Source organism: Lactobacillus crispatus, assembly GCF_018987235.1.
GTDB lineage: Bacteria > Bacillota > Bacilli > Lactobacillales > Lactobacillaceae > Lactobacillus > Lactobacillus crispatus.
In genome coordinates this window covers 1,139,301-1,162,926 of the sequence record NZ_CP072197.1, presented here as the reverse complement: position 1 = coordinate 1,162,926, position 23,626 = coordinate 1,139,301, and the positions used below count along the sequence as shown (strand labels likewise).

Genomic DNA, 23,626 nt, shown 5'->3' with positions numbered 1-23,626 from the left:
GGAAATGGCTATTAAGACCCCAAAAGAAATAGTTAAAATTTTAAACGAATATATTATTGGCCAAGATGAAGCTAAAAAATCAGTTGCGATAGCTCTTTACAACCGTTACCGTAGAATGCAGTTATCTAAAGAAATGCAACGTGAAGTAACGCCTAAGAATTTATTAATGGCTGGTCCTACTGGTGTAGGTAAAACTGAAATTGCTCGTCGTTTAGCTGATATTGTAGAAGCTCCCTTTGTTAAAGTAGAGGCAACGAAGTTTACTGAAGTAGGTTATGTAGGACGTGACGTTGAATCAATGGTCCGTGACTTGGTTTCCGAAGCCGTACGAATGGAAGAAAAGGACCAATTTGCTCGTGTAAAGACTCAAGCAACTAAAGAAGCAAATAAAGAATTGGTTCGTTTGTTAGCTCCAGCAGAGAAACATGAACGTCGTGAAAATCAAATGCAGCAAATGCAAGATATGATGTCTATGTTGATGGGAGAAAATAATCGCGAAGAAGATCATGAAGAGGATGTTTCTGCTGATGTAAGAAACAAACGAATGGATGTGGCTGAAAAGCTAGCTAAAGGCTTACTTGAAGATCACGAAGTTACCATAGAGGTAGAACAAGCTCCTAAGGCCAACCCAATGAGTGACATGATGGGTCAAATGGGGATGGATATGGGTTCAATGCTTAGTGATCTTATGCCTAAGAAAAAGGTTAAGCGTACTTTATCAGTAAAAGAAGCACGTGAAGTTTTGATTCAAGAAGAATCACGTAAGTTAGTTGACTATGACGCTATCTATCAACATGCTATTGAAAGAAGCCAGAATAACGGAATTATCTTTATTGATGAAATTGATAAAATTATTGCTGGTAATAAACGTAATTCTGGTGAAGTTTCTCGTGAAGGTGTTCAAAGAGATATTTTACCAATCGTTGAAGGCTCAACTGTAAATACAAAATATGGCCCAGTTTCAACTGATCATATTTTGTTTATTGCTGCAGGTGCCTTTGCTGAAAGCAAGCCTAGTGATTTGATTCCAGAACTTCAAGGACGTTTTCCAATTCGGGTTGAGCTTAACGCTTTAACCAAGGACGATTTTGTCAAGATCTTGAAGGATCCACAAAATTCATTGCTTAAGCAATACATTGCTTTAATGAAGGCAGATGGCATTAAGTTAGTCTTCACCCAAGAAGCCGTTGATAAAATTGCGGAGATTGCCTTTAATGTTAACCAAGGCACTGATAATATTGGTGCTCGTCGACTTTCAACTATTCTTGAAAAGCTCTTAGAAGACGTTCTTTACGAAGGGCCTGATATGGAAATGGGTGAAATCACAGTTACTGAAGCCTATGTTGAAGATAAGTTAGGCGATATTATTATGAATAAAGACTTAACTAAATTTATTCTCTAATTGATCAAAGAATCACGAATGAAGCATTCAATTCAAAGTTTGAATGCTTTTTTTCTACCCAAAGTCAAGTATTATCAATGATTTAAGAAAATAAATTTACTTGTTTTAATGATGCGAATAAGGTTAAAGCAAATAAGAGTTTAAATTTAAGAAAAAGCGAAAGTACCACAAATAAGCCTATGAATACTTGTAGTTTTTCCATAGGTTGCTTATACTTAAGTTGATTATTTGATTTCAGCTAAAGTCTTTTATTTTCGGTGGCTATGTTGTAATCATATAATTGATCATGTTTGATAAGAGCAAACATTGTGCGTATCAGTTTATGGACTGATGCAATGGCGATTTTCTTATAGCCTTGGCTATTTGAAGATCGTTTTTTCTTGTCATAATAATCAGTTATATGGCAAGGCTGCGTAGCCTTTACCGTCTCCATTTGAGTAATAACTCGATAAAGTATTTTTCTGGCAATATGATTGCCATGCTTGGTAATGCCAAGAGAACTGTCTTTTTCACCAGATTGGTACCTTCCTGGATCAATGCCAACAAACGCATCAATTTGAGCTGAAGTGCTAAACCGTCTTAGATCACCGAGCTCTGCTACTAATCTCACTGCTGTAATTCTAGCAACCCCTGGGATACTCAAATAGATGGATAAAGCACGAGCGTTTACTGCTTTAGCCAGCTTTTCCATGTAGTTAATTACATAGTCGCGTTCTTGCTGGAGTGAAAATAAATTAGAAATGTTCCTTTGAATAGCTCTAACGATAATACTATCTTTGGAATCATAAGGATAAGCTTCTCTAGCAAAAGCGTATAATCTTGTGGTTAAGTACCGTGCCCTTTGTTGTCCTATTCCAGAAATAGAATTAAGCATTTGAGTTACCTGTGTCTCATTCTTTTCTAGAACATATCCAGCATGTGGGAAAAGACTAACAAGCGCCCAATAAATTCTGCCAGATGGATGAGACAGTATTTCTTCAATTTGTGGGAAAGTGGATTGGAGGTTGCGGTGCAATTGATTTTTAGTAGTAACTATACTCCTAGTAAGTTCTTCATAATAGCGACTGGCATTCTGAAGTTCATGATACTCTCTGGGCTGTGGATCACGCAGCTTTTGCGGGGCATTAAATTGAATTAAAGCCAGGCGATAAGCATCTACCTTATCAGTTTTATTATGGCGTAAATTATTGTCCATTAGCTTTTTCGCTTTAAGCGGATTAAGCTTCAAATACTTAATATGATAATCCTCTAAGAAAGCTTGCAGGCTTAGAGAATAAACACCAGTAGCTTCGAAAACAACTAAAGGAGTTATCAAATATTGGTTCAGTTGCTCATAAAGTTTTTGATAGCCAAAGGAATCATTAGAGATTCTAAAAGATTCGCCTTGTTTGATCCGGTCATTAACCACACAAACTGTGGAAGATTTACTGCTAACATCAATACCGAAAATAATTTGTGATTCCATAATATAACCTCCGCTGTGAAGATAAACCTCTTTATCAACCTATTAATTCTAATTTTCTAAACACGGCATCTAAGTGCCCACAGACTTCGAAGAGACTTAAGAATAGGTGGTAAAGCAGTCCGTTTCTTTTACGACATCAAGTGTCTAAAAAGCTGAAGACTTGATTTGCTTTATCTTCACTTTCTATTTTAGACAAAATAAAAAGTGCCAGATCGTGAATCCGTCGATTCATGATCCAACACTAGGTTAGTATGTTTCTTTTGTTTTTATTCTGGCTTATTGACGCATTAATGTTAAAATATAAATAATTAAGCGATTACATTATGATTTTTAACTGTTTGATATGTAGAGGGAAATTTAGTTATGGATTACACAATCAAGAATAATATTATCGAAGTAGTGATTTCGGATCACGGAGCTGAGGTTCAGAGCGTTAAAGGAGCTCATACCGGTGAAGAATATATGTGGCAAGCTGATCCAGAGATCTGGGGCAGACATGCACCTGTACTTTTTCCAATTGTAGGGCGACTTAAGAATGATGAATATAAGTATCAAGGTAAGACCTATCATATGGGTCAGCATGGTTTTGCCCGTGATTGTGATTTTGAAGTGGAGAATCATACACAAGAAAGTATCACGTTCTTACTGAAAGATAATGAAAAAACGCGTGAAATGTATCCATTTAAATTTGAATTCAGAGTTAACTATAATTTGATGAATAATTTATTGGAAGAAAACTTTAGCGTAGTCAATAAATCAGATGAAACTATGATTTTTGGTGTAGGTGGTCACCCTGGATTTAACTTACCAGTAAATAATGGGGAAGAGAAAGAAGATTATTATTTCGATATGCATCCATCTATTGCTAGGGTAAAAATCCCACTTAAAGGAGCATATCTTGACTGGAATAATCGTTCTCTAGCTTCGACTGATAGTTTTATTGGTTTAAGTGATGAGCTATTTAAAGATGATGCCTTGATTTATGAATTACATGGTCATGACAATAAAGTATCTTTGAGAACTGATAAGAGTAAATTCCACATCAATGTTTGGACTAGAAATGCACCATATGTTGGCATTTGGTCACAATATCCAAAGACCGCTAATTATGTATGTATTGAACCATGGTGGGGAATTGCAGATAGAGAAGATGCTGATGGTGAGCTAGAGCACAAATATGGTATGAATCATTTGGAGCCAGGTAAAGAATATCAAGCTGGATTTAGTATTACTTATCACTCTGCATCTGATCCTGAATAAAATATTGAGGAATAAAAATGAAATATTTAACTTTTAATAACGGTGTAAAAACTCCAATCTTCGGCTTTGGAACATGCAGAAGTAGGCAATGCTATTAACAAAAGGGCATTAAACGTGAAGACATTTTTTTGACCACTAAAGCGCAAACAAGTGGTTATAGAGAGACGAAGAAGGGGATTGATGAATCGTTAATTCGCGCCCAGCAAGACTATTTTGACTTAATGATTATTCACTGGCCTATGTCTGATAGTTTAGGTACTTACCAGGCACTTGAGGAGGCATATCAGGCGGGAAAGCTACGTTCAATTGGACTGAGTAACTTCAACCATGATCAAGTAAATGAAATTATGAATAATTTCGATACTAAGCCAGTAGTTGATCAAATTGAAACGTCTGTCTTTAAGCAACAAAAGAAAATGCATAAATATTTAATTGAAAATAATATTGTACATGAATCTTGGTCACCACTCGGTGAAGGATGAAGGCTTTATTTAATGACCCAACCTTACTTTCTTTGGCTGAGAAGTATAATAAGACAGTGCCACAAATTGCGTTACACTTCTTGGTACAAGAAAATATCATGACTATTCCTGGCTCGACGAATCCGTTACACATGAAGGATAATTTGGATATTTTTGATTTTGAATTTACTGCTGAAGAGATGGAGACATTGCGTGGCCTTGATCAAAAACGTGGTATTGGTGGCTGGCCTGCAAGTATGGACCAAGAATTAGATTATTAATTAAATAAGCATCCCTAAAACGATCTTTTATGGCGTAGGGATGCTTATTTTGTCGTCAAATTTTGTTTATATATTGCATGATTTTTACAAATATTGCAGAGAAATCTAGATTTATTAAAAATATTTCCAACTGTTACGAAAAAACATTTTTCTTTAATCATTGTGTGATCTGGCTGTGATGGAACTGCAACTCGAAGCAGGTATTATATAAAATGTCAATTGCAAGAGAATAATAAAACAAAAATGACGAATAATAATTGACGTTTTAATTTAAGGAGAGATGTTTTTTGAAAACTAAATCTATTTTAACTAAGACTATTGCTGTTGCTGCTTTATCACTTGCAGGTATTGGTGCAATCAATCAACTAGATAATAATGAAGCACAAGCTGCCGTTGTGCAAAATGATGCAGTAGTGTATACAACTACACAAGCTACTACCGTTTACAATAACTATGAAAATCCAGTTGCAACTGGTCAAACTTTAGCAGCAGGTACTAACTGGAAGATTATAAAAACTGCTTATGATTCAAAGGGACAGAAGTGGTATGATCTTGGCTTAAATCAATGGGTATTAGCAACTAGTTATACTACTAGCCAAAATACTCAAGCTAGACAAGAAAATACCTACACTCAAACACAAACGCCAGCTCAACAAACTACACAAGCTAGCCAAAGTCAAAGTTCATACACTTATTCAAATGTGAACTACACACCTAAGACGACAACAACTAGTTCATATTCATCAACCGCAACAGGTTCCGAAGCTAGTGCAAAGGCATGGATCGCAAGCAAAGAATCTGGTGGCTCATACAGTGCTAGAAATGGCCAATATGTAGGTAAGTATCAACTTTCTTCATCTTATTTGAATGGTGATTATTCAGCTGCTAACCAAGAACGTGTAGCGGATAATTATGTCAAATCTAGATATGGCTCTTGGAGCGCTGCTAAAAATTTCTGGCAAGCAAATGGCTGGTACTAATAGATAACTCCAAGTTCTGACTAAGATAGATTTGTTGAAATTTCACCTTCAACAAACAAAGACGACTACTCGAAATGGGTAGTCGTTTTTGCTTGTTTATTTTTTTAATTCAAATTTACTTGTTTCTACATAGAGTGTCATATTTTTACGGTAGTAATTTAAAGTTTTCATTGAAAGATGTAATTTTTCAATATAATCCGCTTCTGTTAATTTTGAATTAGACAAAACAGAGTAGACATAAGACATCCGAAGCTTATGTGTAGTTAATGGCATGCCGACTATTGAACGGTCAGGGGCAATTTTTTGGTTAATATTAAAATCAGAAGCGTAATGTTTGCCATCGCGGCGAGCAAACAGATAGGGATTATCGTTATTGGCAAAATTAGTGTGATTTTGGATATATTCTCTGACATCATTTTCTTTAACTTTTGCCAACAATTCATTTACATGCAAAATCATAATTTCTTTTGGCTTAAAACCACAAGCAATAGCAGCCATCATCTTGATAGTTTCAGGATGAATATTTTTTATTTGAATTAATTCTGATAAATAATTTTCCCAGCCAATAACATAGTGTTGCTTACGATTGAAGCGATTACCACGTAAAGTGAGCAATGGATAAGTAATGATGTAGCCATATTCATTCAAAAAAACAAAATACATCTTTATGTGACTAAGATATTTATTTACTGTATTACTTTTCATATGGAGTTTATTTTCAAGTGAATCTAAAAAGTTACGTATATCTCCAGTTGTAACATTTTCTACATTTGCTTCAGTAGCATCTAAACTACCAGAATAATAATCCCAAAAAGTTGAAATTGAAGAACAGGCTAGAGAAATAGTTGAATCGGCTAGTTTCTTTTGTTGTTTACAGTAAATGCGAAATTTATCTTCATATGGAAAAGTCAAGATTGAGGCTCCTTTCAAACATTCGTTAAAAATAATTATACATTATTTCAAGCACGTTGTTACTAAATTTTTTATTAAATAATTAAACTGCGTGTCGCTTTGCGACACGTACACAATACAACTTGCCAACCAAACAGAAAAGTCGTATGATGATAACTGTCAACTGAATAGGTGATGACGTTCGCCATTAACCGAGTAAAATCTAATGACGTCTACTTTATCCGATAGGGGTAGAGTAGACGTTTTTTTGTGGGAGGAATCTGTTTGAATTCAAAATTTATTAATTACATTAGTATCGCTATTTTCGCCTTTTTTGGTGGTATGGCACGTGCTGGTTTAAATGCAAACTTCAGCTATTATGGTACTTTTTGGGGTAATGTCATAGGTTGCTTTTTATTAGCGTTTTTCACCTACTTTTTTATTGAAACTAAAGAGATTAGGCAATGGCTTGTAGTTGGATTAGGTACTGGCTTTGTAGGTGCATTTACTACTTTTTCAACTTTTAATCTTGATGTTTTAAAAAATATGCAGGCTAATTTGCCAATCGAAGCAGTAATTTATTACTTTAGCTCAATTATTTTTGGCTTTGTTTTTGCTATGTTAGGAATGAAAATTGGTAAAAAAGTTGGTCAATTAGTAAGAAAGGAAAGGAATACACGATGAATTTTTTGCTTGCAGGAATTGGTGCATCAATTGGAGCTATGCTTCGTTATGCTATTACTAATTATGGTAAAAAGCATTGGGAATGGATTGGTAATAAATTTTCTAATTTACCTACACCGACTTTGTTTATTAACTTAACTGGAGCACTAATTTTAGGCTTGATTTTTGGAATTGGTGCTAACACTTTTATTTATGCATTACTAGGAACTGGAGTAATGGGTGGCTATACAACCTTTTCCACTATGAATACAGAATTAGTTGAGCTTTATAAGAGTAAAAATTATCGTGGTCTTGTATTCTACGCGGTGTCATCATATCTGGGTGGCTTGGTTCTAGTTTATTGCGGCTATTATTTAGGAAATTTACTAAAATAATGTTGACAGCATGAAAAAAATGGGTTTGCTTGAACAGATTAAAAATAAGGGATTAGTCCTAGATGGTGCAATGTCGTATGAATTGGAAAAACAAGGCGTAGATACTAATAATAAATTATGGACCGCAACAGCTTTGATTGATCAGTTGAGCAAAGTTTATCAAGCACATTGGGATTGGTTAATTTTTATAAAAATGGCTGGTTCCCCAACGGCTGGGGTGGAGTATTTACAACAATGCTAACAGTAAACTTTGCTTTTTCAGGAACTGAGCTTATTGGCATTACGGCTGGTGAAGCAGAGAATCCTCAGAAAGCTATTCCTGAAGCAATTAGGACAACACTTTGGCGTTTAATTGTCTTCTTTATTGGCTCAATTGTAGTTATGGCTGCATTAATTCCTTATCATACGGCTGGAGTAACTCAAAGCCCATTTGTGTATGTGCTTGACCTAATTCATGTGCCATTTGCTGCAAATATTATGAACTTCGTAGTTTTGACTGCAATTATTTCTGCGGCCAATTCAGGTTTGTATGCTTCAACTAGAATGCTTTGGTCGTTGGGCAACGAAGGAACAATTCCTAAAGCATTCACCAAAACTAATAAGCGTGGTATTCCAGTATTGTCATTAGTAGTAAGTATGTTAGGCGGAATTTTTGCTTTGATTTCTAGTAAAGTTGCTGCCTCGACGGTTTATCTAGTATTAGTTTCTATTTCTGGATTAGCTGTTGTATTCGTTTGGACGGCGATTGCATGGTCAGAATTGAAGTTTAGAAGGGCATTTTTAAACTCAGGTCATCAACTCAGTGAATTGAAGTACAAGACCCCATGGTATCCTGTAATTCCATATTTTGCATTTATATCAAGCCTACTTTCTTGTGTGTTAATCTGGTTCGATCCAACTCAAAGAGTAGCATTGTACTATACAATTCCTTTTGTAGCTATTTGTTACTTGGGACATCATTTTTGGCTAAAATCTAAGAAAAATAATGAAGAAATTTTATTGGAAAAATAAAAAAGTCACTAGTGATATATGACACTAGCAACTTTCTATAGCTTATATACTGCATTAAAACAAGATCAGTATATAAGCTTTTTTGATACATGTAAAAATTTTTATTCGGCGTCCTTGGTCAATTCATAGATAGCTTCGGCATAAATCGCAATTGAATTAATTAGGTCATCTACCTTCATATATTCATTTGCTTGGTGCATAACCATTGGAGCATCTTCAGGTTGAGCGCCATATGCAACTCCATGCTTAAATAAACGCCCATAAGTCCCACCGCCGATCACGACTTCATGACCTTTATTACCAGTCTGGCGTTCATAAACTTTGAGCAAGGTTTGAACTAATGGATCGTCTCCAGGTACATAATGAGGTTCTTCAAATGAAGCAAAACTTGGAGTTAAGATATCACCAAATTTTTCTTCAACTTGCTTAACCATCTTATCTGGATCAGTACCTTGAGGATAGCGAATATTATCTTTCAAAACAGCATTTCCATTTTCCTCGTAGTCAAACATTGATGGAGCACTTGAGAGATCACCCATCAAGTCATCATGATGAGCAACGCCTAATTTTTTGCCGTTAAAGTCTTCATGTTCAACATCGGCTAAGAAATGAAGCCAGCTTCTATCGCGACCAGCAAAATCAAATTGATCTAGAAATACTGCCAAAAATGTAGCCGCATTTCTACCAACTTGAGGTGCAGATGCATGGGCACCTTGACCAGTTAATTCAATCTTAGCTTCATCGCCCTCAATAGTGAATTCGCCTTCAAGTTTATTATCTGATAAAAACTTAGTATATTTTTCCTTCATTGTGGCTAAATCACTACCAACAATAGTTGCATAGGCCTTTTGAGGAGTTACGTTTTCGGCAATACCGGCCTTGAATGACTTAAGGATTACTGATCCCTTTTTATTGTCATCTTTAAAGGTCATGGTCAGGGTATAGATTCCTTGTTCACCGTTGATAATTGGAAATTCGGCATCAGGTGAGAATACTTGATCAGGGGTTGGCTCATGTTTTAGGTAGTAATCAATGCCAACCCAATTAGTTTCCTCATTGGTTCCCACAATAAAATCAATCTTTTTCTTAGGTTCAAATCCAGCTTCTTTAAGTAAAAGCATGCCATAATATGCAGCTAGGGCAGGACCTTTATCATCGGCAGAACCTCGACCAATGATTTTACCATCCTTAATTAACATTTTAAAAGGATCAGTTACCCAGCCGTCACCAGCTGGAACCACGTCCATGTGGCCAATAATGCCTAAACGTTTTTCACCAGTACCATAGTCGACACGGCCAGCGTAATTGTCAACATTTTTGATATGGAAACCATCACGCTGTGCAAACGATAAGAATTTCTTCATTGCCTTAACTGGACCTGGACCAACAGGATACTCTTCGGAAGTATTATTCAAATCCTCAGATGAGTCGATTGCGATTAATTCGTCAAGATCACGAAGAATGTCGTCCTTTTTGGCTTGGGCCAATTTCTTATAATCTATATTCATATTCTGCCTCTTTTCTTATTTTTTGTTAGCTAAAATTTTACCAGAAAAATTAATATTAAACAATTATACATTTAAAATGGGAAAATAATGAGCATTAAAGTTGTTTTTGAGACTGTAAAATAGTTTGTGTAAGGATGAATGATTCCTTAAATTTATTTCTTTAAACATTAGAAAAAGGAGTTCCTTTCTCGTATGATTGGTTTGAACAAAAAAACACATACAGAAAGAAGAACTCCTTCATGAATGATTTTACCAAAGATTTTGCTCAAGCTCTATTCAATCCAGACAAAATAAATGATTTATTGCGCAAAGAGCTACAACAGGCTGTTAATAACTTGCTAGAAGCTGAGTTGACTGCCTTTCTAGGCTATGATCCCTATGCCAGAAATGGCTGGAATACTGGCAATTCTAGAAATGGTGCTTATTTCCGCAAGGTTGATACCCAGTTTGGACCAATTGAAGTGCAAGTGCCTCGAGACCGCAACGGTCAGTTTCATCAGCACACGCTGCCTGACTACAAGCAGCACTCTGATGTTTTGGAAAGCACGATTATCAAGCTATACTCCAAAGGCGTAACTACCAGAGAAATCGCTGACTTGATTGAGAAAATGTATGGCAGTCATTATAGTCCAGCTCAAGTATCAAATATTTCCAAGCAGATGCTCCCCAAGATTGAGGCTTATCACAAGCGCAAGCTAAGCGACAAGTTTTTCTGTGTCTATTTGGATGCGACATACCTTCCTTTGCGCCGAGAAACGTTTGAGCGTGAAGCAGTATATATTGCCATTGGCATTAAACCTAATGGACATAAGGAAGTCATTGACTACTGCATTGCTCCTAGTGAGAACATTGAAGTTTGGACAGAGATGCTTCAAAACATGAAGTCCAGAGGCTTGAAGCAAGTTGAGCTTTTTCTTTCTGATGGTGTTGTTGGCATGAAAACAGCCTTGGCCAGGACTTATCCTAAAGCTCATTTTCAACGCTGCCTGGTTCATGTCATGCGCAATATCTGCGCTAAAGTACGCGTCGACGATCGTGAAAAGATCATGAACGAATTCAAGCAGATACATCAACAGACAAGCAAAAAAGAAGCTGCAGCTGTCTTGCACAAATTCTATGCCAAATGGAATAAAGCTTATAGCCATGTCATCAAAGGTTTGAAGGAAATTGAGCCCGATCTGCTAGTCTTCTACAATTATCCCAAACAAATCAGAGCTTCAATTTATTCAACCAATATGATTGAATCCTTTAACAACGTCATCAAGCGTAAAGCTAAGCCTAAGGCAGAATTTCCAACTGAACAGTCGCTTGATGCATTTATTGGCATCCAGGCAATGAGCTACAATGACCGTTATTTCAATCGAATTCATAAAGGCTTTGGTCAGGTTCAGGACACCTTAGAATCCTACTTTGATTAAATAAATAATTAAAAAATCAATTTACGAGAAAGATCTATTTACACAAAAGATTTGACAGTTTCTTGTTTTTAGTTAATTGTGTCATGTACACTATAAGAAATAATATAGATAAAAATTACAGAAAGTATATAGAAACGGAAAGATTATTATGAGACAACATGTTCCTGAACTCGATCGTAATTTAAGTAACGACGAATTCCTAGATCTAATCGTTGATTGTTTCCATTCAGTAATTTTTGGTACCGTTGATCAAAATGGTGATCCACATACCAATATTATCGATATTGACTTTAATGAAGATGGTCGTCTGATTTTTGCAACGACTAATCAGAAGTCATTTTATCGCCATATTAAGGGACACAATAAAGTTTCAATTACCGCTTTGCGCGGAAGAGAAACTCTCACTAGCATTGGTTTCACTCTAGAAGGCTATGTTGATGAGGTAAGTCCACAATATTTAGAACGAATTTATAAAATCAAACCACAAATGCATCATATTTATGCTAATAAAACTAAAGATATGAACACTTTACGAGCTTTTGCATTAACACCAATTATTGGTTCTGTTTATGATTTACGGTTTGATCATGTTTTTCAAAAACAATTCGACTTTGTTAATGTTCCTAGTAAGATGCAGGTTGAAATCTTAGAATAATAAAATAAACATGCCTCGATTTTCGAACTGATCGAAGCATGTTTATTTTATATATTCATTTCTTTACGTTCTTCGCGTTTTCTTAAGTATGGTAGTAAGAAGCCTAAGCCAAAGAGTACGATAACTGTAATAATATTCATAATTAATTGGTGATTAAAGGCTGCGCTACCGAATGTTGCTTCTGCTTCTTGAGGAATAAATCCTAAAGTAGCACAGATAAAGGTAAAGATTAAGCACCACCAGCCCATGATAAGGGCACCAGTCTTATTTTTAACGAAGACATAATCTGAGTGGAACTTCTCTTGGTGCATCCGTAACATAATGAAAGCGAAGAATACCCAACAAGTCTTGTATGGGGAAATAATACCATTGATATTTAAAAGCCAATTGTAAATTGAATTAATATTTGGCAAAGTCCCAGTAAGTAAAAGCAAGAATAAGGCTAAACCACAAGTTAAAGTGTACGAGTGAACTGGACGACCTGTTTTGTCTTTTTTCCCAGTTAACCATTTTGGCATGAATTTGTCGGCAACGTCACCGGCAAAGACACGACTTGATGCATCAAGTAAAACTGCTAATTGGGCCATCATAAAGAGGGCTTGAACAACAGCAAAGATGTACATTAATACTTTGCCCCAACCAAGGCTTTCGCCTAGTAGTTGAAATGCATAGTAAGGTCCGTTCATCTTGAAATCATGTGGAATATGATGAGCATTGAAAAACATTGCTAAAGCCAAAGTACCGAAGATAGTCAAGAATCCAGTCATCAAAGCCAACATCCACATTGCTTTAGGAAATTCGTGTTTTGGATCGCGCATTTGTACGATATAAGGAGCAGCAAGTTCTGCACCAGACATGGCGAAGATTAGAAGACCAGTGGTAGAAAAGTAACGTAAACTAAATGATGGCTTAAATGCGGCCAAGTTAAATGGTTGGGTAGCAATATGGTGTCCATGCATAACTGACCAAACAGCAAGTAAAACAAAGAGCATAGACATAATAAACATTGCACCACCACCAATTAAAGATAGTAGTTCAAGTGAATTCTTGATTGCATTTTCAACCAAAATAAAGGCAAGAATAATGACAAAGGTCAAAATCCCAAACCAAAAAGTAGACATATGCTTGTCTAAAGTATTGTTGCCCAAAATAATCCATGAAAAGGACACAATAACTGAATTAGAAACATCGACCAAATAAGGAACAGTTTGAACCCAATACATCCATGAAGTCCAGTAGCCCAGTGTATCGTTAGATGAATGACGTACCCAAGATGCCAATCCACCGGCTTGATCAGTAAAGGTTAGGCCCATTTGACTAGACATCAATGCATAAGGAATAACGTAGGCGAAGAGTAGGAAAATCCAAGATACAACTACTGATAAACCTTGATTTTGAAATGGATAAAAAATATTTTCAAAACTGATAATCGTTACGAAGTCGATCAATGCAATAACCGGCCATGACATGTAGTGTTTTTTGCCGGGTTCGAAATTGACTGTTTCGATTGTTTCTGACATAAAAATTCCTCCAAGTTAAGCTATTTTATCGTTGTGTTGACATAGCTGTTCTCGGAGGCGAGCAAGGCAAATGCACTTGTTAAAAACCTCCAATATTTATATAATAATTTCAGCTGTAGCGTATTTTAAGAAAGAATGCAAAAAGTACGCTATACTGTAGAAAAATTATAAAGACTTTTTAAAGTTTTGCAATATGTAAAACGGTTTCGTGGACAAAATGGAAAGAAAAAGGATGGATTTTTTGAAAATTGCCATTGGAAATGGCGTCAATGTTAATAAGATGAAAGGTTGGTCGTCAATTCCAATTGGCGATGTACAAAATAGTGCTGAACTTGCCGCAATTGTTGTCAAAAATGATGATGCATTAGGAATAAAACAAGCAGAAGCTCTAAGAGAACAATCTGGCTTTCCGATTCCATTGATTAAAGTAACTGATCAGGTAGATGAAGACCAAGTCACTCAGAAAGCTACAGAATATGAAAAGCAAATGGTGCCAGGCTTTTTGACCGACTTGATCAATTTTGCTCAAGCAAAACCAATTTCATTTACTACACCGGGTCACCATAATGGGCAATATTATGACAAACATCCTGCCGGAGTAGTTTTTAATAAGTTCTTTGGTAAAAATCTAATGTTTGCCGATACAAGTGATACTGTTCCTCAATTAGGGGATACAATGACGCATGCTGGAACGCCACTTAATGCAGAAAAGAAAGCTGCTAAAACTTATCATGCAGATAAGGTTTACTTCTGTACCAACGGAACGACTTCAGCTAATTCTATTTGCGCAAGTGCACTTTTATCTGAAGGCGATCTAGTTTTATTTGATCGAAATAATCATAAATCTTTGTATAATTCTGCCTTGGTAATGAGCGGAGCAAAGCCGGTCTACATTCCAACTGATCGAAATGCACTTGGACTAATTGGAGAAATGGATCCAGCCTTCTTAACTGAAGATAAAATTAGAGCTGAAGTAGCTAAGATAGATCCGGCAAAGGCAAAGGCTAAGCGGCCATTTAGGTTAGCAATCGTACAAGCAGAAACCTATGATGGAGTCTTTTATGATGCACAATGGATTATTGACCGAATCGGTAAACTTTGTGATTATGTTCTGTTTGACTGTGCCTGGGGCGGCTTTGAAGAATTCGTACCAATTATGAGACATTTATCACCACTTCTACTTAACTTGGGTCCTGATGATCCAGGTATTTTGGTTACTCAGTCATTACATAAACAGCAAGCAGGTATGGCTCAAGCGTCACAGATTCTAAAAAAGGATGCTCATATTAAAGGACAAAAACGATATGTTGATCATAAGCACTTTAATCATGCTTATCTGAAGTTTGTTACTTCCAGTTATGCATACCCACTTTATGCTTCATTAACAGTTAATTCCTACGTTACTGCTGGAGCAGGAAATAAAAAGTGGTGGGATCAAACTCTGCGAATGGGAATTGAATGGCGGAAAAAACTACTCAAAAAGTCTAAGCTATTTAAGCCATTAGTTCCTGACAATTTTGCCGAAATTTCGACTGATGAATTGGCTACCAATGCAGAATATTGGGAAATGGGACAAAATACGGATTGGCACGGTTTCCGTAAAATGGTTCCAGGCGAAGCAATGATTGACCCATTGAAGATTACGGTAAAAACTCCCGGGATTGATGTAAAAAATGAAAAGTATGAGAAAACGGGTATTCCAGGCGCGGTAGTGGCAGAATACTTAATGGAAAATCATATTATTCGAGCTAAAAATGATTTGAATTCATTGTTGTTTTTACTTACACCGGGAGATAGTCAAGCAGAACTAGATACTTTACTTGAAGCTTTTTTAAGTTTTGAAAAACACTATCTAGAAGATGACTTAATGAAAGATGTTTTGCCGGTTTTATATAATGAGTATCCAAAGCGTTATCAAGGCTATACCCTGAAACAGTTGTGTCAAGAGATGCATGAGTACTATCAGGAAAATAATACTTTTGTATTACAGCAAAAGCTATTTTCTAAATCAGGGATGCAAGACTATCAAATGACACCAGCTACAGCTGATCAGCTTTTTAAAAAGGATCAAAATGAACTGGTCAACCTAGAAAATGTTGTTGGAAGAATTGCTGCCGAAGGAGCTTTGCCGTATCCACCAGGAGTTTTCATTGTTGCACCTGGTGAAAAATGGGGAGTAGTAGACCAAAAGTACTTTGAAGTCTTGGCGCATGCTATTGAAAAGTTTCCTGGTTTTGTGCCAGAGATTCAGGGAGTATATCTGAGCGAAAATAATAATGGTAGTTTATGCGTACAAGCAGAAGTAATCAAAAATAAATAGGGAGTTAAAAATGAGTTTTTCTTGGAAAGAGAATTTACCAAAAGAGTTAAGCGATAAAGTGACTAAAGTTGAATCAATGATTCAACCTCGTCTAGAAGAAATTGATGAACAAGTTTTGTATAATCAACAACGTGTATTGGACCTATTTAGAAAACATCATGTTGGTGAAGAAGATCTAGTTCCATCAACAGGCTACGGCTACGACGATATAGGTCGTGATAAGATTGAAGATATATATGCTGACTATTTTAAAACAGATGATGCTCTAGTTCGTCCACAATTTGGTTCAGGTACTCATGCAATTACTGTTGGTTTATTTAGTATGCTTCGTCCTGGTGACACGCTTTATTATTTGACGGGTACGCCATATGATACTATTCAAGAAGTTATTGGCTTAGCTGGCAATAAACCAGGCAACATGAAGGAATGGGGCATCAAGTTTAAGACTACAGAATTAAAAGACGGCGAGGTTGATTATGATCAAGCTAAAAAAGATATCATGGATCCTTCAATTAAAGTAGTGGCAATTCAAAGATCATTAGGCTATGCAACTCGTAAGACTTTTACTATGGCTAAGATTAAGCCAATGCTTAAGTTCATTAAAGAAGTTCGTCCAGATGTTAATATTTTTATTGATAATTGTTATGGAGAATTCTCTGAATGTGAAGAACCAACTTTTTATGGTGCTGATATGATGGCTGGTTCCCTTTATAAGAATGCTGGTGCAGGTCTAGTAAAAGGGGGAGCTTTCTTAGTTGGGCGACAAGACTTAATTGATGGTGCTGGTTCACGGTTGACAGTGCCAGGAGCTGGAAAAGGTGAAGGCGCAACTTGGGGTTATTTGCGCGATATCTACCAAGGATTCTTTATGGCAGCTCATACTACTGGTGAAGCTCAAAAAGGTATGGTCTTTACTGCAGCCTTATTAGAAGAAATGGGGATGCAGGTTTCACCTAAATGGAGTGATCCACGTAGTGATATTGTTCAAACTGTTACTTTTGGTGAGCCGGATCCGATGGTAAAATTCTGTGCGGCTATTCAACATTATTCACCTATGAACTCTTTTGTTGACCCAATTCCATATCATCAGGATGGTTACGAAGATGAAGTTGTTATGGCTTCGGGAAGTTTTGTTGAAGGATCAACAATTGAGCTTTCTTCTGATGGCCCTTTACGTGAACCATACATGCTTTATATTCAAGGCGGTTTGTCCTATGCTCATGATAAGATTGCGATTACTCATGCAGTAGAAGAAACATTTTATAAGTAAATTTAACTCTAAAAGATTCACATTTTTCTTTATTTAAAAGTGTGAATCTTTTTATCTTGTTTGGGGTAAATTGTTAATTTAGAATAAAAAGTAGCAATTTAACTAGTTAGGATAAGTTTATGAATCCAGAAGAAGTTTTAAAAGATATATTTGGCTATACAAATTTTCGCCCAGGTCAAAAACAAGTAATTGATTTAGTTTTAAAAAAGCAAAATGTGTTAGCGGTTATGCCAACCGGTGGCGGAAAATCAATGTGTTATCAAATACCAGCTTTGATTAATTCCGGTGTAACTTTGGTTATTTCACCATTAATTTCTTTAATGAAAGATCAAATTGATAATTTAAAGCAAAATGGAATTAATGCGGCAGCATTAAATTCTACTACACCGCAAGAAGAGGTTAATCCAATTTTACGTCAGGCATATAAAGGCAAAATTAAGTTAATTTATATTACACCTGAGCGTTTAGCGATTGATTATTTTAGATATCAGTTAAATTTTTTAGATATTGATCTAGTTGCTGTCGATGAAGCACACTGTATTTCACAATGGGGACATGATTTTCGACCTGCTTATCGTCAATTATTAGATGGAATCAATTCACTAAAAAGCAGACCAAATATATTAGCTTTAACAGCGACAGCCACGCCTGCGGTTCAAGATGATATTTGTGAACAATTGAATATTCCCAAGGAGAATATGATTGTTACCTCTTTTGCTCGCCCTAATATATCGTTTAAAGTGGTCAACTCACCACAAAATACTCCATTATATATTTCAGAATATATTAAGGCACATCAGGATAAAGCAGGGATTATTTACACTAATACACGTAAAAAAGTTGAAAGTTTGACAGATTATTTGGCTAAGAAAGGAATCTCTGTTGGTGCTTATCATGGTGGAATGGATTCTTCAGAACGAAGTCAAGTACAGGAAGCTTTTCAATTTGATGAATTTCAAGTAATTGTTGCAACTAATGCTTTTGGAATGGGGATCGATAAAAGTAATGTCAGATTTGTGATTCATGCCTCAAGTGCCCGTAATATGGAAAGTTACTATCAAGAAGCAGGTCGGGCAGGCCGTGATGGGGAAGAAAGCGAAGCGATTTTAATCTATCATCCTGGTGACTTGCGTCAATATCGCTACTTTATTGATGAATCAGATGCGGATGATAAATATCGAGAACTGCAATATCGTAAGTTGCAAACAATTACTGATTATGCTAATACTGGTGAATGTTTGCAGCAATTTATCGTCCGTTATTTTGGTCAAGATTGTCCGCCATGTGGCAAATGCTCAAATTGTCTAAATCAGGATAAATTGACTGACATTACCATTGATGCTCAAAAAGTGATTAGTATGGTTTATGAACTAGATGGTCGCTTTGGAAAAACGATAGTTGCTCAATGTTTGATTGGCTCAAAAAATCAGCGCATGCAAGAAATGAATGCTACACAATATAAGTCTTTTGGCTCTCTAAGAATGAAGCAAAAAGATGCTATAAGCTTGATTGACTATTTAATTGCTTCAGGTTATCTAGAAGTTGAAGGTAGCAAATATCCACTAGTGCATGTAACTAATCATGGGTGGGATGTACTAGATGGCAAAACTGTAGTCAAACGGCGAATTGCTAAGATTTCAGTAACTACTACTCATGCTGGTGAAGAAAGTGATACTTTATTTGAAGCTTTAAGACAAAAGCGTTTGGAATTAGCTAAGCAGCAAAAAGTACCAGCATTTATGATTTTTTCAGATCGCTCTTTGCACGATATGGCACAAATTAAACCACAAAATGAAAGTGAATTTTTAGAGGTAAGTGGTGTAGGGCAAGCGAAGATGAAAAAGTATGGTCAGGCTATGATGGAAATAATCAAAAGAAAAGGAAAATAGCTAAAATAATAATATTAAAATATTCCCGGATTTAAAATTGAAGTGCAACACCAAGTGTTAAACAAAAAGGCCATGAAGACCTAAACTTGAAGTGACGAAAAATCAAGAAAGGAAGATCTTCATGACCAATTCAAATTCTAGCATTTCTAAGCACTATCATCAATTAACCAGCGTACAACGTGGACAAATTCAAGCAATGCTGGATTCCGGCATAACTTCCCGTACTGTTATCGCTCAAGAAGTCGGCTGCCATAAGTCGACAATCAGTCGCGAAATCAAACGCGGAAGCGTCCTGCAAAGAGACAGCAGCTATTTATTGTATGAGCACTATTACGCTGATACTGCACAGCTTTATTATGAGAAGCGTCGCAAAAACTGCTATCAGCGCAATCCATTGAAGCATTATGCTGTCTTTTTGAGAATGCTCTCCAGACGCTTCAAAGCTAAATTTGATGCCACCAGCATCGATGAATTCGTTGGTGAATTCAAAAGGACTATGCCAGGCTACCCTTGTCCCAGCACACCAACTGTCTATCGCTATATTGATCAGGGCTTGCTGGACATAAGCAATATTGATCTGCCTATGAAGCTCAAAAGACGCAGGAACAAGCGTCATCACGGCCAGAGCGGTCATGCTTTGCACAAGAAGAATCTTGGCAATTCCATTGAACAGCGTCCTAAAGAGATTGAAGACAGAAAAACGCCGCTGCACTGGGAAGGAGATCTGGTTAAAGGCGTCAGACGCAAGAATCAGCCTGCTTTAATGACTTTGACCGAAAGAACCACACGCTTTGAAGTAGTTATCAAGATTCCTGACTATCGGGCAAGCACATGCCAAAGGCTGCTTCAAAATGAGATTGACAGACATCCTGCCTGGTTTAAATCGATCACGTTTGACAATGGCTCTGAGTTTGCGGATATGACCAAGATCAAAGGCTGCCAGATCTACTTCGCCCACCCATATTCTCCATGGGAAAGAGGCACCAATGAGAACTGCAATGGACTTCTGCGTCAATTCTTCCCTAAAGGCAAAAGCATGAAAGATAAGTCAGCTGCTTATGTTCAACAGGCAACTGATGCCATTAACCGCAAACATCGTCGAATCCTTCAATATCACACAGCAGAAGAACTCTTCAAGCAATATATTTCCTCATAGCCTAACTGTTGCACTTAATTTGACAATTCAGGATATTAAAATATTGGTCAAACCGGTCTTTTTTTATTACAATAAATGTAAATGAAAGAAGGACTATATTTATGGCTAAAAAAACATTAATTATCTATTATTCTTGGGAAGGCAATACCAAGAACATGGCTGAAAAGATTAACGGCGAAATTGAAAACAGCGAATTAAAGGAAGTAACTGTTGCTCCTGACGCTTTTGATTCAGATATGTACAAGACCAACGATATTGCTCTAGATCAAATTCAAGGTAAGATTCCTTATCCTGAAATTCAAATGGATGATATCGATTTTAATAATTATGATTTGATTTTAGTCGGTAGCCCTGTTTGGTCAGGCTATCCTGCAACTCCAATTAAGCCATTACTTGAAAAGATGAAAAACTACCGTGGTGAAGTTGCATCATTCTTTACCTCAGCAGGCACTAACCATAAGGCTTATGTCAGTCACTTTAAAGAATGGGCTAAAGGTCTGAATGTTGTTGGTGTTGCACGTGATGATAGTGAAGTCCGCGATTGGGTTAAATAATTAACCTTTAGAATATTAAAAATCAGTACAAACTCCGTGTTTTGTACTGATTTTTTTTGTATTTTAAGAACAAAAATAAGAGTTACAAAATGTAACCCTCATTTTTTATTTAGGACACGAATCAAGCGCCGTTACGCATGACTCCTAGCTTGATAGGTGTTTCTAAATATGTGGTATTTTTATATCTATCAAAAGAAAAAACAACGGTTTCTTTAATCAATATCACAACAACACCTCATTTCTATGTCTTTTAAAAGTAAGCGCTTACTTTATCTACTTAAAGTGTACCAAATGAGCGAGCTACAGTAGGAACCATGAGTGAGACTTTTAATGTTTTACGCTTAATTTTCTCTCGTTTGGGTTCTCCAGTTTGTCCTAATGGACACCGCTTGAAGCCGAGTTTGGCAATTGCAAAGGCAATGAGTATGTCAGGTGAGCAAATGGGACAATTAACTTGTCCAGTCTGTGGTGTAAAATTTTATGCACCAAGTGCCGAACAATTTGCTTTTAATTCAGATGGTGCATGTACTGAGTGTGGTGGAACTGGTAAGGTACGGCAACTAGATGAATCTAAACTGATTACGGATGAAAATTTGTCAATTAAAGATGGTGCAGTTGCATCTTGGAGCTTGCCAGGACGGAACTTTATGCCTAACGTTGCAGAGCATGCTGGTGTTAGGATCGACATTCCTTATAAAGATCTTACTGATAAAGAAAAAGATTTTGTCTTAAATGGTCCTGAAAAGAAATATAAAATGGACTTTTTATCAGGAACTGGCAGGGTATTTCATGATTTTAATGCCTTATATGAAAATGCTCGGCAAGCCGTTTACCGCTCAGCAAAGAGCAGCAAATCAGAACGTGCGCAAAAAAGAATAGCCGAATTCTTTACTTATTCGACTTGTCCACTTTGTCATGGTAGTCGTTTGAAACCAGAATTGTTACAACAGCTGATCGGTAAGCAAAATATTAATCAGGTGGCCGAAATGCAGTTAGGTGATTTAGTTACCTGGGTTAAAGATGTGCAAGCAACTTTACCAACTAATATGCATAAAATGGCTCATTCGATTATTCAGGAGTTTTTGGATAATTTGCAACCATTATTAGACTTAGGGCTAGACTATTTGACTATGGCTAGAAGTGGAAATACCTTATCGACAGGTGAATTGCAACGAATTCAATTAGCAAGAACATTACGTACTGAAACTACTGGAGTTTTATATGTCTTGGATGAGCCTTCTATTGGTCTCCATCCTGCTAATGTTGCAGGATTAATTAAGGTTTTACGAAAATTAGTTGCTCAGGGCAATTCATTAGTAGTTGTTGATCATAATGTTGACATTATTAAAGCAGCTGATGAGGTAATTGAGATTGGACCAGGTTCAGGTAAAAAAGGTGGTCAGATTTTGGATCAAGGTTCAATTACTGCAATCAAACATGATCAGCATTCTTTAATTCGACCATATTTGGATGGCAGTGCTAAGCTACTTGCCAGAGAGCCAGCCAATCAAATAAATTCCGATTCTATTTCATTTGAAGTAAAGCAATATTTTAATTTACATGATGTAAAAACTAAAATCCCACTAAACCAATTAACTGCAGTAACTGGTTTTTCAGGTGCCGGTAAAACTAGTTTGATTTTGGATAGTTTAGTGCCCGCTATTATAGCAAAAAGCAAAAGTGAAAAATTGCCAAAACAAATTAGTAGCTTTTCTAGCCCAATTTCAAATGTAGTAAGTGTTGATGCATCTCCAATTGGTAAAAGTACTCGGTCAACTGTAGCAACTTATACTTCAATTATGGACAATTTACGAAAGTTATATGCTAGTCAGCCACTCGCTAAAAAGAAGCATTATACGCCAAGTTGGTTTTCATATAATAATAAACAAGGAGCTTGTCCTACTTGTGGTGGTACAGGAATTGTGACTCTTGATATCCAATTTTTACCAGATATGCAACAAGTCTGTCCAACCTGTCATGGTGATCGTTATAATCAAGATGTACAAAAGGTGAAGTGGCATGATCTGTCAATTGTTGATGTCCTAAATCTAGATGTTAATGAAGCTCTACCGATTTTTGTTAAAGTGCCTAAGATTGAACGAGAGCTAAAATTGTTAAAAGAAGTAGGCTTGGATTACTTACATTTGGGAGAAGATACACCAACTTTGTCAGGTGGAGAAGCTCAGCGCCTTAAACTTGTTACTCATCTTAGTCATAAACAAAATGATACATTGTTTGTTTTCGATGAACCTACGATTGGCTTGCATCCTCTTGACGTGAAGGTTCTGGTCCAAGTAATGCAAAAGTTGTTAGATCAGGGAGCTACCATTATTACAATCACTCATGATTTAAATTTAATTGTCAATTGTGATTACATGATTGATTTAGGCCCACGTGGTGGTAAAAACGGTGGTCGGATTGTCCAAGAGGGTAAGCCTTTAGAATTAAAGCAAAAGCCTGAAAGTTTAACGGCACACTATTTGGCCAATTATTTACATGATTTCGAAAATCTATTTTAATATTATAT

The 23,626-nt window shown here is 36.4% G+C and carries 17 protein-coding genes, 3 pseudogenes and 1 riboswitch; of the genes and pseudogenes, 16 read left to right on the top strand and 4 right to left on the bottom strand.

Annotation, left to right across the window (positions count from 1 at the left end; translation table 11 throughout):
- The first annotated feature begins 4 nt into the window (after window positions 1-4).
- Window positions 5-1,402 carry an ATP-dependent protease ATPase subunit HslU gene (hslU, locus tag J6L97_RS05625; protein WP_057727017.1) on the top strand — a complete coding sequence of 466 codons (1,398 nt, stop codon included), beginning with the start codon at window positions 5-7 and terminating at the stop codon, window positions 1,400-1,402.
- A gap of 238 nt (window positions 1,403-1,640) precedes the next feature.
- Here the strand turns inward: hslU and J6L97_RS05620 are convergent, their stop codons facing one another.
- Window positions 1,641-2,870: an IS110 family RNA-guided transposase gene (locus J6L97_RS05620; RefSeq protein ID WP_080668519.1), complete on the bottom strand. Its 1,230-nt coding sequence runs from the start codon at window positions 2,868-2,870 to the stop codon at window positions 1,641-1,643.
- Between the two features lie 360 nt (window positions 2,871-3,230).
- Here J6L97_RS05620 and J6L97_RS05615 point away from each other — a divergent pair, with 360 nt between their 5' ends.
- The 3 genes and pseudogenes from J6L97_RS05615 to apf all read left to right on the top strand — a co-directional run bounded on the left by J6L97_RS05615 (window position 3,231) and on the right by apf (window position 5,849).
- A complete protein-coding gene (locus J6L97_RS05615; RefSeq protein WP_057727016.1) occupies window positions 3,231-4,127 on the top strand; it encodes an aldose 1-epimerase family protein in 897 nt (298 codons plus the stop codon).
- 17 nt (window positions 4,128-4,144) lie between these two features.
- Window positions 4,145-4,869 (top strand): annotated as a pseudogene (locus J6L97_RS05610) (aldo/keto reductase).
- Window positions 4,870-5,156: 287 nt separating this feature from the next.
- Window positions 5,157-5,849, top strand: coding sequence for an aggregation-promoting factor (apf, locus tag J6L97_RS05605; protein WP_013086324.1), 693 nt, complete (start codon window positions 5,157-5,159; stop codon window positions 5,847-5,849).
- Window positions 5,850-5,945: 96 nt separating this feature from the next.
- On the opposite strand, the gene J6L97_RS05600 is transcribed toward apf, so the two are convergent.
- Window positions 5,946-6,761 (bottom strand): phage integrase N-terminal SAM-like domain-containing protein, encoded by an 816-nt coding sequence (locus tag J6L97_RS05600; RefSeq protein WP_013086325.1) that lies wholly within the window; start codon window positions 6,759-6,761, stop codon window positions 5,946-5,948.
- Between the two features lie 161 nt (window positions 6,762-6,922).
- Window positions 6,923-6,983: riboswitch (Fluoride riboswitch) on the top strand.
- 42 nt (window positions 6,984-7,025) lie between these two features.
- On the opposite strand from J6L97_RS05600, the gene J6L97_RS05595 reads away from it, so the two are divergent.
- The 4 genes and pseudogenes from J6L97_RS05595 to J6L97_RS05580 form a co-directional block, all read left to right on the top strand.
- Window positions 7,026-7,424, top strand: coding sequence for a fluoride efflux transporter FluC (locus J6L97_RS05595; protein WP_005727168.1), 399 nt, complete (start codon window positions 7,026-7,028; stop codon window positions 7,422-7,424).
- Window positions 7,421-7,798, top strand: a complete 378-nt coding sequence (gene crcB, locus J6L97_RS05590; RefSeq protein WP_057727015.1) for a fluoride efflux transporter CrcB — start codon at window positions 7,421-7,423, stop codon at window positions 7,796-7,798. The genes J6L97_RS05595 and crcB overlap by 4 nt, the downstream gene beginning before the upstream one ends.
- 10 nt (window positions 7,799-7,808) lie before the next feature.
- Window positions 7,809-8,039, top strand: a complete 231-nt coding sequence (locus J6L97_RS05585) for a hypothetical protein (RefSeq protein ID WP_057727014.1) — start codon at window positions 7,809-7,811, stop codon at window positions 8,037-8,039.
- Window positions 7,970-8,809, top strand: a pseudogene (locus J6L97_RS05580) (amino acid permease); the annotation flags it as partial. The gene J6L97_RS05585 and the pseudogene J6L97_RS05580, both read left to right, overlap by 70 nt.
- Before the next feature lie 101 nt (window positions 8,810-8,910).
- Here the strand turns inward: J6L97_RS05580 and pepV are convergent.
- Window positions 8,911-10,317: a dipeptidase PepV gene (pepV, locus tag J6L97_RS05575; protein WP_057727013.1), complete on the bottom strand. Its 1,407-nt coding sequence runs from the start codon at window positions 10,315-10,317 to the stop codon at window positions 8,911-8,913.
- Between the two features lie 239 nt (window positions 10,318-10,556).
- Between pepV and J6L97_RS05570 the strand changes: the two genes are divergently transcribed.
- The gene (locus J6L97_RS05570) at window positions 10,557-11,735 is read left to right on the top strand and encodes an IS256 family transposase (protein ID WP_005728142.1); all 1,179 of its coding nucleotides are present in this window, start codon (window positions 10,557-10,559) and stop codon (window positions 11,733-11,735) included.
- Window positions 11,736-11,883: 148 nt separating this feature from the next.
- Window positions 11,884-12,390: a pyridoxamine 5'-phosphate oxidase family protein gene (locus J6L97_RS05565; RefSeq protein ID WP_005720258.1), complete on the top strand. Its 507-nt coding sequence runs from the start codon at window positions 11,884-11,886 to the stop codon at window positions 12,388-12,390.
- 47 nt (window positions 12,391-12,437) lie between these two features.
- Here J6L97_RS05565 and J6L97_RS05560 read toward each other — a convergent pair whose 3' ends face one another.
- A complete protein-coding gene (locus tag J6L97_RS05560; protein ID WP_057727009.1) occupies window positions 12,438-13,910 on the bottom strand; it encodes an APC family permease in 1,473 nt (490 codons plus the stop codon).
- Window positions 13,911-14,142: 232 nt separating this feature from the next.
- On the opposite strand from J6L97_RS05560, the gene J6L97_RS05555 reads away from it, so the two are divergent.
- The 6 genes and pseudogenes from J6L97_RS05555 to J6L97_RS05530 form a co-directional block, all read left to right on the top strand.
- The gene (locus J6L97_RS05555; RefSeq protein ID WP_057727010.1) at window positions 14,143-16,230 is read left to right on the top strand and encodes a putative ornithine decarboxylase; all 2,088 of its coding nucleotides are present in this window, start codon (window positions 14,143-14,145) and stop codon (window positions 16,228-16,230) included.
- A 10-nt stretch (window positions 16,231-16,240) separates the two neighbouring features.
- Entirely contained in the window at window positions 16,241-17,500 is a 1,260-nt protein-coding gene (locus J6L97_RS05550; protein ID WP_057727011.1) for a methionine gamma-lyase family protein, read from the top strand.
- A 119-nt stretch (window positions 17,501-17,619) separates the two neighbouring features.
- A complete protein-coding gene (gene recQ, locus J6L97_RS05545; RefSeq protein ID WP_057727012.1) occupies window positions 17,620-19,389 on the top strand; it encodes a DNA helicase RecQ in 1,770 nt (589 codons plus the stop codon).
- A 121-nt stretch (window positions 19,390-19,510) separates the two neighbouring features.
- Window positions 19,511-20,545, top strand: coding sequence for an IS30 family transposase (locus J6L97_RS05540; protein ID WP_123811765.1), 1,035 nt, complete (start codon window positions 19,511-19,513; stop codon window positions 20,543-20,545).
- Between the two features lie 101 nt (window positions 20,546-20,646).
- Window positions 20,647-21,099 (top strand): flavodoxin family protein, encoded by a 453-nt coding sequence (locus J6L97_RS05535; RefSeq protein WP_054833059.1) that lies wholly within the window; start codon window positions 20,647-20,649, stop codon window positions 21,097-21,099.
- 281 nt (window positions 21,100-21,380) lie between these two features.
- Window positions 21,381-23,618 (top strand): annotated as a pseudogene (locus J6L97_RS05530) (excinuclease ABC subunit UvrA); the annotation flags it as partial.
- Window positions 23,619-23,626 lie beyond the last annotated feature (8 nt).